The following is a 13,964-nucleotide window of genomic DNA, read 5'->3' as shown; positions in this document are numbered from 1 at the left end:
GCAAAGTTGAAGGCGCTTGGGATGGATCCTAATTCTATTTAAGTCAGCAGCCAAGCTCCATCAAAGGTACTCCACCCTCAGCAGTAAGATAGTAGAAATTAACCAGGGCATCCACAGCACCTAGAGTTCTGAATATTTTTGTCCGATGGCTACTCCTGTCATGATTTAGCATGGATAGTTGATCCCAAAGAAGCGTACTAGCGTTGGCTGGAAAAAAAACGCCGGGATTGTCCTGTGATGAATGAGGGGTATAGTATCAAGCCGTATGGATATTGAAGACGCGATCTCAATGATCGATACTATCCTGGGTGCAGAGAGACTCAACGATCTTGAAGTCAATATCTTTCAGCAAGTTTGGGCAGGCAAAAAATATGCTGATATTGCGGCGTCTCTGGGCTACGATGCCAACTATATCAAGGATTTAGGCGGCAAAATCTGGAAACAACTGTCCCGAGGCTTAGGCGAAAAAGTCACCAAATCCAATGTGAAATCAGTTCTGCATCGCCGTCAGAGCAACACCATATTTGAAAGACCTCCAAAAACGGTCAGGCAAAAAAGCCCGGTTTGGCAATCATTTTGGGACTGGGGTGAACAGATTGATACCTCAGCTTTGATCGGGCGCCAATCGTCGTTGGCCCTTCTTTCTGGCTGGCTCCAGGATCCGAGCTGCCGCTTGGTGTCGCTAGTGGGGATGGCTGGGATGGGGAAAACCACCTTGGCAGCTCGACTCGTGGCAAAGAATGCGGACATTTTTGCAGGGGGCGTGTGGCGATCGCTGAAGAACCCACTGCCCTTGCCTCAGCTCCTGCAGGACTTGCTGAAATCGTTCCGCATCATCCTGCCTGAAGAGACATCCCTTGAGATCCAAATCCAGACATTGCTGCAAACGTTGAGAGAACACCGTTGCCTGTTGGTGCTGGACCATGCAGAAACCCTGATCCAATCCGGTAGTGCAACGGGTGACTGCCGCACGGGATACGAGGATTACCGCACCCTATTCCAAAAACTCAGTTCCACAAACCATAAAAGTTGTGTTCTAGTCATCTGCTGTGAACAGTTCCCGGCTCAGGTGTTTTCAGAAGGCAAGGCGGTGCGATCTCATGTATTACCCTCGTTATCCGTCGCAGAAACTCAGGCACTTTTCAAAACGAAGGGAACCTTTGTCGGGCAACCCCAGCATTGGGAGCTGCTCACTCAACAGTACAACGGTAACCCCCTCGCCTTAAAAATTGTCAGCACGACCATTCTCGATTTGTTCCAAGGCAATCTCTCAGAGTTCCTGGCTGAGGGACAGGTTATGTATGAGGGACTGGCGGCGTTCCTCAAGCAACAATGGCAACAACTCAGCACCCATGAACAGCGGGTGCTGTACTATCTCGCCATGCATCGAGGCTCGGCGTCATTTAAAGAAATTAAAGCCGATCTCCTCGATACTTCTTTACAGCGGCGATTATCCGATACCCTCTCAGCACTCCAGCGCCGCAACTTACTAGAACGTAAGGCCGACCACGACCGCGTGGTTTTTGGCCTTCAGTCATCCGTGATGGAATACACCACCGTGCAATTGGTTGAGGAGTTGGCGGCTGAACTGGCCCAATCCCAGCTTCATCTGCTGCACCAGTTGCCGCTGCTGAAAATTGGGCATCTAAACTATCTGCAACAGGTGCAGCGTCAGCAAGTGTTACAGCCCATTCTGGGGCGGTTTAGAGAACAGTGTTCGGTCGATTTAGACCATCATTTTGCTCAGCTTCTCACGTCGCTTCCCAACCACTCACCCAGCTATGCTGCCGGGAATCTTGTGAATCTCTGGATCCAGTCAGGATATTCCCTCGTCGGACAAGATTTGTCCAGATTACCGCTATGGGAAGTGGATTTCACAACAACGCCCCTCCATCGTGTCAACCTATCCCAAGCTGATTTATCGCGAACAGTCTTCTCCCATGCCTTCGGCGGTGTCACCAGCGCTTGCCTAAGTCGAGCGGGTGATTGCTTTATGACGGGCCATGAGAATGGTCGTATTTTTATGTGGGAGACCAAAACGGGACGACAGATCCAAGGGTTGAATGGCCATCAAAACTGGATCTGGAGTCTTGCCCCATCGCCTGATGGAAAGTATCTCCTCAGCGCTTGCGAAGATCGAACGGTGCGGGTTTGGGAGGTCCAAACGGGGAATTGCCTACACGTTTTAGAAGGGCATTGCGATCGCATCTGGCAGGTCGCCTGCTTCAACCCTGAAATTGCCATCACCATCAGTAGCGATCAAACCCTCAAGATCTGGAACTTTATCGAGGCTCAGTGCCTGATCACCCTGGAGACGGATGCCCTCGCCCTAGCGGTCAGTGAGGCTGAGTCTTTAATTTTTAGCGGTGGTACTGACGGTCAACTGTACTGTTGGGATAGCGATACAGGGGAGCTGCTGGATCGTTGGTCTTCCTCTCAAGGGGGCATCTGGGCACTCACCTATTGTCAATTAACACAAACCCTCTACTCTGCAGGAGATGGCGGCGTTATCGAAGCCTGGCAGCGGGGCTGTGCAGAGCCAGTCGCAACGTTAGGACAGCCGGGTCGTCGTCTTTGGGCTTTAGCCTTGAGTGTGGATGATCGTTATCTAATCGCGGGGGGTGACAGCGCTCAGTTGACGTGCTGGAATCTGGATTCTGGTGAGATAGATCAAACCTTTGGGGGCTATGACGGTCGAATTTCAGCCATCGACTGCGGGGTTAGGGACATGGTGATTACTGCTAGCGAAGACCAGACTGTGCGTCTTTGGGATCTCCAGAAAAAACAGTCGCTGCTGAGTATTAGCAGCTGCTCTAACTGGGCCTGTGAAGTCGGTTTTGTCTCTCTCAATCCGGGAGCGATTTCTTCAGCCATTAGCGCCAGCAAAGATGGTAATTTGTACCTCTGGAATATAGAAACTGGCGCATGCGATCGCATACTTCAGGGCCATCAGTGTTCTGTTTGGACTTTAGCTGCCAACCCTGCGGGAACTCATGTGATCAGCGGCGATGATGAGGGTGTCTTACGATGTTGGAATCTTGACTCCGGTCAATGTCAGCTGCGCATAAAGGGGCATCAGAGTCGGGTTTGGAGCGTTGCCTGGAGCCCGGATGGCATGGTGATAGCTAGCGGAGGGGGCGATCGCAGGCTGAAGCTATGGGATGCAAACTCAGGGACTTGCCAACATACATTGGATGGGCATCATGGCCGGATCTGGTCCGTTGCCTTTAGCCCTGATGGTCAGCAAGTTGCTAGTGGTAGTAGCGATCGCACGGTGAAACTTTGGAACTCTAAAACGGGTGTCTGTGATGCCACTTTGGCAGGGCACCAAAGTCTTATCCCATCAGTAGTCTTCCATCCCTATCTCCCCCTCTTAGCGTCTGTGAGTGGTGATGGAACCTGTAACCTTTGGGATTTGAAAACCCTCCTCTGTCAGACAACAATTGCTGTCCCCAGTCAAATGAATTGGAGCCTGGCTTGGAACCCCAACGGTACTCTATTGGCGATGGGGAGTAACAACGGACAAATCCATCTCTGGAATCAGGCCCAGCAGCATTGGGAGAGGCCTTTACTTGGACATACAGGATGTATTTGGTCACTTGCCTTTAGTCCAGACAGCAAGACACTCTGCAGTGGTTCACAAGATGGCACAACCCGCATCTGGAATTGTGAAACGGGACAATGCAGTCAGATTTTGCAGCCTCCAAGACTCTATGAAGACTTAAATATTATGGATGCGAAGGGTCTAAACATCACTCAGATAGAAACACTCAAAGCTTTGGGGGCCAAAATTTAAGACTCTGAGCGTATCGGCAAAGCTTTAGAGACAATTCAGAGAATCAGAAGCCCTCGCAAACTTTCCAATCGTAACGGCTGCTGTTGTCAAATGACTATAAACCTTGTCAGGTAGGGGTTGGAGATGCAAAGCATGAGACTCGAATTTTAGAAATAAGCTCATCATTTCACACGGAATACTCCCGGGTTCACCATACTTAGCGTAGGTTAACTGCCGCTGATCCGGCTGGGGGAGAAAACTAGTAATTTCCAGGGTCGTTTCTCCCCAATAAGCGTTCTGGATGGAGGTCCATCAATCTTCTGCTGAAGGTTGGTAACACGCTTGGATCTGCTGTTTAACTTGATGGGCACACTTTTGAAAAGCCCGTACTTCTTCGGCATTCAGTTGGGTTTTTATCCGGCGATGCACCCCGTCTCGACCCACGATACAAGGAACACTAAGGCAGCAATCGGAAACATCACAATACCCATCAATCAAAACACTAACAGGTAGGGTATGTCGCAAATCCTCGACGATGCTGGACACAATCATTTCTACAGCCAACGCGACGGTGTAGTTGGTATAGCCTTTGGCTTGGAAGATGGTCCAGGCAGATCGTTTGGCGTCTTCGACCATCTGTTGGCGTAATGGGTTGGCATCAATTAATTCCCCCCCAATCATGGCGGAACTGAGGGCGGCAAACTGGCTGTCTCCATGCTCCCCCAGGATATAGGCGTTGATATCAGAAGAATGGATGCCCAACTGAGCGGATAACAGGTCCCGAAACCGGGCAGAGTCTATCAAAGTGCCAGTGCCGATGACGCGTTGCCAAGGGTTGTGATGGGTATGCTGCCGGATAATTTGCAAAATCTCATAGGTTAGGGCGTCAACGGGATTGCTGATATTGATAAAGATGGCATTCGGACTGTGATTGAGAAGCGGTGGGATTAGAGTGTGCATAATCTGAATGTTCTTTGCCAGCAAGGCACTGCGGGCCTGCATCTGCTTGGGCATAGGAGCACTCGCAGCAATGACGATAATGTCCGACCCAGCGGTGTCCTCAAGATCGCCATCCCGAACCATTAGCCGATAGGGGGTCAGCGCGACGGCTTGCTGAATATCAATGGCCTCGGCATGGGCGATAGTCCTAGTGCGGTTATAGAGAACTAATTCGGAGGCTAACCCTTCTTTCGCCAGGACAAAGCTGATGGTTGAACCTACTTTGCCGATGCCGATTACAGAAATTTTCATATTACGACGCTGGGATGGAAATGGATTCTATATCTGCTTGATTCGTTAATTGCATAATTCTTCAATGGGAAGATGATGAATTGATAGAGGGGATCGAAGCGGGCATGATTGCCTCTATAACGATGACGACAATTGCACTTATTGCGGGGGCTCCAAATCTGCACTAGGTCAGTCGTTCAGACAGGGTGAATCCTCAATTTAATTATGGCAATTGCTGTCGCTGGCGTGTCTGAGAAATGATCAAACCATGACCTCGGCATTGAAGAAGCCTAGCCTACTTTTGATTTGAGAAACCAGCAAAGATGAACAGCTAGATCGTATTTCGGAGAGAAAGTCTCTGGCATCAGAGTCATCCAGACCACAAAATTAAATATTTTTCTGGAGTTTTCCTTCTCTCTTAAAAGATTGCTTGGCTTCTCAGTGGTTCGTTTACCGTCTGAAGTTTTTAGGTAAGCAATGATGACGATTACTTTTAAGCAATATCCAAAGTGTATTTCTGATCTATTCAACTATGGATTAATGTACGCGGTGGCAGAATATAAAATTCATTCTCCACACCCTTTAACCCAGTCTGAAAGTTGGGGCTATTGGACTCAACCTAGATCACCATGGATGGAAGGGTTGGCAAGATTTTATCCGCTTAAGGCACAACGCATCTCTTTTCTAAATCGGATGCTTACTCAAGATCATGCCAGCGGCATTGAAACTCATTACGATGTTTCCAATGAGTTCTATGCTTTGTTCCTAGATGAAAGATATCGGTTTTATACCTGTGCTGAATTTCAGTCAGAACAAGATTCTTTAGAAGAGGCGCAAACCCATAAAGCTAAATATCTTTTATCGTTGATGCAATTGCAGGGGAACGAGAAAGTTCTAGATCTCGGGTGTGGTTGGGGAGCCATGTTGAAGTTTCTCCAAGATTCAGGCCATCAGGGGCAATTAGCAGGATACACCTTATCAAAGGAGCAGTTAACCTATGCCCAACAACGGTTAGGGCTAAACGTCTCTCTCACTAATTTTATTACGGATCAGTTTGTAGAAGCCCCCTATGATTGCATCTTTTCGATTGGTGCTTTAGAGCATGTTCGCCCCCATGAACTTACCGATCTGTACCAAAAAATTTACGATGCACTCGTTCCTGGTGGCAAAGCGGTGCATCAGTTCTTCTCACTGGAACGCGAGCCCTATCCAACATCAATGGTTTTGATGCAACTTTTTTTCCCAGGGTCTCTATTGTCTATGCATGAGACTCATCTCCAAATCGCTCAGGAGATCGGGTTCCGTATTACCCATGACTCAATTCATGACTACAAACCCACTTTGAAAGCATGGTATGAACGACTGGCTAAAAACCAAAATCAAGCGATTGAGCTAGTGGGGCTGGAAATATTCAATCGCTATATGACCTTTTTCCCAATCGCATGGCTGTTCTTTCAGCAGCATGAAGCTGAACTCCATAGAATCGTAATGGAAAAACCAGAGACTTAAAAACTCAAATGAGAGGATCGTGAACGGATCTTCGCCTTTTTGAGATCGAGAGGGATACCTCATTAGAGGATCTGCTCTAAAATCGTTGGGTCTTTAATCTCATGATCTTTAGCCAGCATAATGGCCTTGGAGATCACTTCTGCCGTTTTTGGATCATTATCGGCAAAGGGCAAAAAGAGTCGCCCCCGATGCTGGCTGTGAACAGGCACCACACAAATTGCTCCGCCGGGTTGACGATGAACCATCGCACTGCCCAGATGGACGCTATAGCTACCCATCTTCCCTTCGATTAAGGCGTGAGACTTTTGCAGTTGAATATTTTTAAGCTGGAGCAGGCGGCTGGTTTCTTGGAGTAGGGAGGCTCTCATTTCTACCGTTGAGGCACTGGCTTCTGGATCGACACCGCCCTGGTGGGCCACGCTGACGACTAGATCCAGATCCCGCATCACTTCACTAAAAAGACGGGAGGGCACGGCGGATAATTCCAGGGGCTTATAGGTGGTGCGATCGCAAAAGCAAATCTGATCTAGGGTAAACCCTTCCACTTCTGTAGGCGTATACCAGCCCTCTTCAAATTCAAGCCAAACCACAATTTGCTCATCATGAAAGGTGCGCCGTATCCCTTGGCCCTCCTGGGCAACCCAGCCTCGCTTGCCCAGGAGGGCCAAGGACTGTCGAGGGTTGACTTGATGCCCTGCATACCGACAAGAACCAGACCCCCGGCCTTGTTGTTCTGCCGTAGTCAAAACATAGAGTTCCCGGAAAATCTGCTTAAAGGGTTGGACCAGCTCCGTCTGAAAACAGTATTGCTGCCAGAGATGCCAATCATCCCGTTCGGCTAAATCAACGGGGTGAGCAATGCGTAGCTGCATGGATGCTTTGATGGCGACGGTTTGACCGTCAGGGTTGAGTAATCCATCTGCCTGGGGTAATCCAGCTACCCCCGTGTCACTCTCAATAAACACCAGGCGCTGCAAGACGGGTTTTAACAGAGGATGGGTTAGAAGTTGCTTTAACTCAGTGCCAGTGAACTGATCGCCCCGGCACATGGATTGTTCTAAAGATTGAGTGATGCGACTGGCCTGCTGGGTAATCTCTTTTTTGCGCTGTTGCAGGGCTTTGATCTCTGGATTCTTACGAAGTTTGGCCGGGACCGATTTTAAGGATTTCCCATTTTTAAGCACCGAAATCTGGGGCTTGCCATCGGGGGTGATACTTAAGCTGACGGTGACTGGATCAATCTCTACGGATACAGCACCAGCGGCCAAATCCTGAATCGCCATCCCTTCCATGGCCCATTCCAGTCGCTGCGGATCGGGATGCCCAGCGGTGCGTGCCAAGTTATCCATACTAATGCGAGCGGCTAGCTTTTCACTGGCTTGGCGCTGGGAGCCAAACTTACGGCTCTCCCGCAGAAATTCTTGGATGATTTGATAGCGTTCCAGGAGGTCTGCGTCTCGCTTTTTCCCCCTGGCTAAAGGCAGTAGGCCCAAGGCCCGCACACTATCTTGATGGCGCTTGGTTTGCAGCCGTTTAATCAGGCCAGCTCGATCGGTTGCTCCGGTCATGGCCTCGGCAAAGAGTTGTGCCCGCTTATGGCCTCCACCACCAGAGGTGTACTTGGCGGCTTCATTTAGGGTCGTCCACCGATCCGACTTCATGCCTTTGCGAATCCGCTGAAACCAGGCCACATCCACAGCGCCATCCAGCAAATCCTGGCTAGAGAGTGGCGTCCGTTCGGCAATCTGAGCGGCCCACAGGTTGCGAATATCAGCATCCACCTGCCAAGCCTCGTCTTTGGTGTGGGCATGAAACCACCAAACGGCTTCAGCAAACCCTTTCCACCGCAGGGCCTGTTCAATGTAATTCACCCATTGGGGTGCATACATGGCCAGCTCCACGAGCTGTTGAGTGGGGATAGAGGCAGCTTTAACGGCCTTGGCAAAGTCCTGGGGCGTTTCGTCTTCTCCTGGAAAAGAGATCCGGCACAGATGGCTCAATACCGCAGTCCGACTTTTACTATCCGACACCCAACCCCGAATAAATTTTTCATTCTCCAGCTTTTGCAGAAGGTTCACTACCGTTGCAATCCCCTCAATGGAACTCAGATTTTTAGCAACTTCAGTGGCTGCTGTAGGCAGTTCGCCTCGGGTGAGTTCAACTTCCAGGATGCGATCGCAACATTGATTCACGATCTGACCGATCTTTGGATTAGCCTGAATGTAGGGATGCGGCTTCCGTTGGGTCAACTCTCGCAGTTCGTTAAACCGCGAAGACATGGGGCGTGCCCCGATTAAGTAATCGCAGAAATCTGCATCGGTGGCAGCTTCAGCACCATAGGCTAGGGTAATTTCCCACAACTCAGGTCGATGGCGTTGAATAAATCCTTCTTCTTGAGTGGTTTCAAATCGGTCGTAGCTATAGCGAGTTTCTCCTGATTTAACCTGCCAATGGGGAACACTCTCATCGCTAGGTTCATCAATCCAGCGCAGGAGCTGCCATAGGTGTCGAATCTGTTCCTCGGTCCATTGATCACGATAATCTTGGAAATGAGATCTGGCTAAATTAAGCCATACTAACAGTCTATAATTGCGCCATTCCTTCCGCTTACCTGCAGTCTGTTGATGGATGATGGCTAGGGTATATTGAGCTGCATTTAACAAGGCATTAATTAAATTTTGGGGTGGCTCCAAATAAATCAACCAAGATAGAAGGCCGGGTATCAAAGGGGAGGTTAGTTCAACTGGGGTAAACCACTGTTCAAACAGTTGAAGTTGCCACTTGGGAGGTTGGTTGCGTCCACGATCCATTCCAAACTCATAGTGAAATGGCTGGCTATTTGCACCATGACAAGCCGCAATGGCACGAATGATCTCCAACCCATCTGGATCTCGTAAAGACTTTGGGCGATTCGTTAACCAAGCCTGCCAAACTTCTGCCAAAGGAAGTCTTTTCAGATTTTCTTCTTGGGATAGCTTGAAATCCGGTGTTGGCAACCAGTAAAGATTCCCCAATAACTGTTCCTGGGGATAGTCGCTATCAAGTACAACCTCCTCAGTTCGGTGCTCGTCAATTAGTGCATGTAAGGAGGCCAGTATTTCTTGGGCTGCCTCAGAAATTAAGGGAATGGGATGTTTGGGTTTTGTGGGGCATTGGGGATGCGATCGCAACTCCCAAGGCGCTAAACCCAAGGCATCCTCCAAGGTCGGAATCTCCTGTTGCTCCGCCAAAAGCTGATCAAGCAGTTCTTGCTCACTCGCCGTTCGCTTGGGGCGCTGGCTAGCATAAGCTTCAGCAATGGGTTTGACCTGGCCCCGCTCTGTTTGCTGAAGCTGGACAAGCAGTTCTAAGCCTGCTGCTCGCTGAGGCGCTTTAGACTGATTGAGAAGACGTTGGGCACTCTCAATGGCGGCTTTATCGTCTTGTTTCAATAATAGGGACAGAACACCTCTCCTCAAGTCTGCCGCTTTGCGATATAACATCGACTCCAGGGCTTGGGCTTCAGGGGCAGTCGGACAGTAGTGATGAGCGTTAAGAGCACTCATCATTTGCTCTCGAACAAAGCTACTACGATCTCGAATTAGCTCAAAAATAACGTCTCGGGCCTGATCGTCCCAAGTCTGTTTGGCAATCAACTTTTTGCCAATTTGAAGACGCCCCCAATTCCCCATTATTGTCCGATAAGGAATTAGACGCTCGACAGGATGATCGCCTAAACTACGAACTAGGTCAGCAGTCACACCCTGGAGGGTAATGGTGTTACTCATCCATGGCCACACCAACGGTTCAATATGTGTTTCCTGGGCGGAAAAGCGGTTAAGAAACGCTTCCAACGCGTCAAAGTCAGCTTTGCATCCCAACGAGCGATAGGCTTGAACCGCCACTCGAATATCCGAATCGGCAAGACTGGGCATGATAGCATCTTGAGCTTGACTGATATGCAATTGATTAAGTAAGTAAACCGATACAAATCGCTGTTCGACAGTCCCATTCTTTAAAAGTTCAACGGCAGGTGGAATCGCCAGATCAACATTTTCAAAGGCTAGAGACCAGAGGGCGATGTAAACCTGGTTAGGGTCATCACTTTGGAGCAACTCAGTCCGTTGATTGGGATGCTCCAACAGTTGGAGAAGGCGTTCTAAACTCTCTTGGACCCGACGCTGGTGCTCCACCTCCCAACCTAGGCCAAACCACACATCCACAGCCCGAATGGTGGCACTAAAGCGCACAAGATTATGGTCTAAAATGACGCGGACGATACGCTTAAAGGCTTGAGGATGGGCTTCATCAATGGTTTCTAAAATTGTTTGCCGCAGCCCTTCTTGGCGTTGGGCGGCCACTAGCAGATTTTCAATCAGCTCCCATCCCTCAGGTCGGTTGGCCACTAATAGGGCGCAAGTTACATGCCGACCCATGGCACCAATTTCATGGTCACCCCGAGCAGAGTCAAAGAGAATCTCGAAAATCTGATCGCCTAATGTATCGCCTTGGTTGATAGCTGCTGCAAACAGGTATCCGAGGCAATCAGTACCATAGCCTAGATAAGGTGCCCAAGCTGCATACCAGTCCAGGGGTTGCTCATACCCTCGGACAATTCCCAGTAACGACTGAATAAAATTCCGATGGGCAAATGAATAGTGTTCAGGATGGTCCGACCGAAAGCCGCTGTAAGTGTAACCCACCTGATAGAGAATCAGGTCGCAAGCCAGCAGTACATAGTCACTAATTTGAGGAAATAACACCTCAAAAAGTTGCTTGCGTTCGGCCTCTGTTAGCTCAATCGCGTCCTGAAACGGTTGCCAATACGGTTCTCGATGATAGGAACGGCTCGATTTGTTGGGGGAGATTTCCAGGCGCAACATCCTCCGGCCAATATGATTCAATTTCTCCGGCAATGCGGCCAGTTCAGTTGCTCGGCGATCCGTCCATTCTTCAACCCGAAATTTCTTCAGGGATTCCTGCGCAAGTTCACGATTCAGCATGTTATCCCCCGACCAGTGCAACGAGTCGAATAAAGGTTAAGCGGCTATCGAGTTTGAGGTGCACGGTGGCATCTAACTCTTCCTGCTGTACATCATCGAGGAACACGTAGTACAGCCCGTCTATAAAGCCCATAATGGCGACTTCGATAGCGCCCTCCTCATCCACGACTTGCTCAAAGTCGCGATCGCCCATCGTTACTTTGCCCTCAGCCAAACCCTGATGGATCGCGTCTTTACTTAGGAACTGCTGTAGCTTCTGCTCCGTTTGCCGCGTTTGAAAAGCCTGGACTTCAGCCCTCACTACACAGGTAATCAGGTCACGGAGCGTGAGGGGCGAATTTTGTAGAGAAGGGGGGATGGGAATGGACCAGTCTGAAAAGATGGGTCGCCGTTTCCCAATAACTTTTCCCTCAACGGTGATACAGGAGGTCATGGTGATTAGGAGGAGCAAAACAAATGTACTATAGCCAATAAAAATTAAATTGTCATCAGTGAAAAATAGACTGTTGTGGGTGGGGCTCAATCTACTTCTAGGGAATGTTCAACCAAGAAGCGCCCTACTGATAATGCCCCTAAATTACTCTCATAGAACTCACCATCGGTATGGACCTGCTGTTCAGGGGTGATCACCCAACATTGATATCCCCATTCCAAGGCATAGGAGACACCTACCAGCCATCCACCGGGAAATCCAACTAAATCTGTTAGAGAATCTATTGCCATTTAACCCTCCCTACGAGGAGGAAAAAAGAAACTTTTTTTGCCCTGTTGACACAAGGATAGTACAAGTATACTATACTAGTCGAACAACCTCAAATTATCCTTTTGGAGATCCCGATCATGGCCACCCATACTGACGCTTCCGAAAAGCAAAAAGCCCTGGACTTGGTGATGAAAAATGTGGAACGCACCTTTGGCAAAGGGTCGATTATGCGTCTTGGGGATGCCACTCGGATGCAGATTGAAACGATTTCGACGGGGGCTTTGACCCTGGATCTAGCCTTGGGGGGCGGATTACCTAGAGGGCGAGTGATTGAGATCTATGGTCCTGAAAGTTCTGGAAAAACCACTGTAGCGTTGCATGCGATCGCAGAGATTCAAAAAACAGGGGGAGTCGCCGCCTTTGTCGATGCTGAACATGCCCTCGATCCCGTCTATGCCGCTGCTTTAGGTGTAGATGTATCCGAACTCCTGGTTTGCCAACCAGATTCTGGGGAGATGGCCCTGGAAGTCGTCGATCAACTGGTGCGTTCCAGTGCCGTTGATCTCGTGGTGGTGGATTCCGTGGCTGCCCTCACCCCCCGTGCTGAAATCGAAGGGGATATGGGCGATTCCCACATGGGCCTCCAAGCCCGGTTAATGAGCCAAGCCCTGAGAAAAATCACCAGCAATATTTCTAAGTCTGGTAGTACCGTAATCTTCCTCAACCAGCTTCGCCAGAAGATTGGCGTGACCTACGGTAGCCCTGAAGTCACCACAGGCGGAAACGCCCTCAAATTCTATGCTTCCGTTCGCCTCGATATCCGTCGCATTCAAACTCTGAAAAAAGGCACGGATATGTTTGGGATTCGGGCCAAAGTCAAAGTCGCCAAGAACAAAGTGGCTCCTCCGTTTCGGATTGCCGAGTTTGACATTCTGTTCGGCCAAGGCATTTCTACAGTTGGGTGCCTGGTCGATATGGCCGAGGAAACAGATGTGATCGTCCGCAAAGGGGCTTGGTATAGCTACGACGGCAACAATATTGGCCAGGGCCGAGAAAACACGATTCAGTACTTTATCGATAATCCTGAATTCGCTGAAAGTATCGAGCAACAAGTCCGCCAGAAATTGGAGCTAGGGGCTGAAGTCTCTGCCAATTCAATCACGGCGGTGGAAGTCGAGGAAGAAGAGGCCGCATAATACCGGCTTAATCTCCATCCACTATCATTTCGACTGCTTAATTTATCCGACCTGGTTCTTAACATTGAGGAATATTCAATGATTGGATATGTGACTTTAGGTACAAACGATATTGCTAAAGCAGCCCAGTTTTATGATTCTCTTTTCGAGGTGCTTGGCGGCAGCAGGTTTATGGAGTTCGAAAGTTTTATTGCCTGGAGTACGGGACCCGATCAGCCCAGCGTCTGTGTAACCAAACCCTTCAATGGCGAGCCTGCCACCGTTGGCAATGGCGTCATGATTGCCCTCATGGTAGATAGCAATGACAAAGTAGATGAGGTCTACAAAAAGGCCATTGAGCTGGGTGCCCAAGATGAAGGTCCAGCCGGGCCAAGAGACGACATAGAAGGATTCTATGCGGGCTACTTCCGGGATCTAGATGGCAACAAACTCAATGTTTTTCATATGCCTTCTCCATAAAAGGTTGAAGGCATTATCAATTAACTGCGGCTGGTCGCAGAGGCAGCATCATTTCGGCTTAATCTGCGGCAGCTATTATCCGCAATCGCACAACTAAACCACAGTAATTC

The 13,964-nt window shown here is 49.4% G+C and carries 8 protein-coding genes; 4 read left to right on the top strand and 4 right to left on the bottom strand.

The window, feature by feature from the left end:
* Positions 1-289: 289 nt before the first annotated feature.
* Positions 290-3,796: an NB-ARC domain-containing protein gene (locus tag ON05_RS05295; RefSeq protein ID WP_175307184.1), complete on the top strand. Its 3,507-nt coding sequence runs from the start codon at positions 290-292 to the stop codon at positions 3,794-3,796.
* 291 nt (positions 3,797-4,087) lie between these two features.
* On the opposite strand, the gene ON05_RS05290 is transcribed toward ON05_RS05295, so the two are convergent.
* Positions 4,088-5,026, bottom strand: a complete 939-nt coding sequence (locus ON05_RS05290; protein ID WP_010469628.1) for a malate dehydrogenase — start codon at positions 5,024-5,026, stop codon at positions 4,088-4,090.
* Between the two features lie 519 nt (positions 5,027-5,545).
* On the opposite strand from ON05_RS05290, the gene ON05_RS05285 reads away from it, so the two are divergent.
* The gene (locus ON05_RS05285; protein ID WP_175307185.1) at positions 5,546-6,514 is read left to right on the top strand and encodes a class I SAM-dependent methyltransferase; all 969 of its coding nucleotides are present in this window, start codon (positions 5,546-5,548) and stop codon (positions 6,512-6,514) included.
* 62 nt (positions 6,515-6,576) lie between these two features.
* Here ON05_RS05285 and ON05_RS05280 read toward each other — a convergent pair whose 3' ends face one another.
* Genes ON05_RS05280 through ON05_RS05270 form a run of 3 tightly spaced genes read right to left on the bottom strand, consistent with a single transcriptional unit; the run spans position 6,577 to position 12,219 of the window.
* On the bottom strand, positions 6,577-11,496 hold the full coding sequence (locus ON05_RS05280; RefSeq protein ID WP_010469626.1) for a DUF5724 domain-containing protein: 4,920 nt from the start codon (positions 11,494-11,496) through the stop codon (positions 6,577-6,579).
* A 1-nt stretch (position 11,497) separates the two neighbouring features.
* Positions 11,498-12,019: a hypothetical protein gene (locus tag ON05_RS05275; RefSeq protein WP_010469625.1), complete on the bottom strand. Its 522-nt coding sequence runs from the start codon at positions 12,017-12,019 to the stop codon at positions 11,498-11,500.
* The gene (locus tag ON05_RS05270) at positions 12,016-12,219 is read right to left on the bottom strand and encodes a hypothetical protein (protein WP_010469624.1); all 204 of its coding nucleotides are present in this window, start codon (positions 12,217-12,219) and stop codon (positions 12,016-12,018) included. The genes ON05_RS05275 and ON05_RS05270 overlap by 4 nt, the downstream gene beginning before the upstream one ends.
* A 117-nt stretch (positions 12,220-12,336) precedes the next feature.
* Between ON05_RS05270 and recA the strand changes: the two genes are divergently transcribed.
* Both recA and ON05_RS05260 read left to right on the top strand, forming a co-directional pair.
* Positions 12,337-13,395, top strand: coding sequence for a recombinase RecA (gene recA, locus ON05_RS05265; RefSeq protein ID WP_010469622.1), 1,059 nt, complete (start codon positions 12,337-12,339; stop codon positions 13,393-13,395).
* Between the two features lie 78 nt (positions 13,396-13,473).
* A complete protein-coding gene (locus ON05_RS05260) occupies positions 13,474-13,854 on the top strand; it encodes a VOC family protein (protein WP_010469620.1) in 381 nt (126 codons plus the stop codon).
* The last annotated feature ends 110 nt before the right edge of the window (positions 13,855-13,964 follow it).

Origin of the sequence: Acaryochloris sp. CCMEE 5410 (genome assembly GCF_000238775.2) — a bacterium.
In the GTDB taxonomy this organism is placed as follows: Bacteria; Cyanobacteriota; Cyanobacteriia; order Thermosynechococcales; family Thermosynechococcaceae; genus Acaryochloris.
The sequence above is the reverse complement of the archived record's forward strand: the minus strand, read 5'-3'. Positions and strand labels throughout refer to the sequence as shown.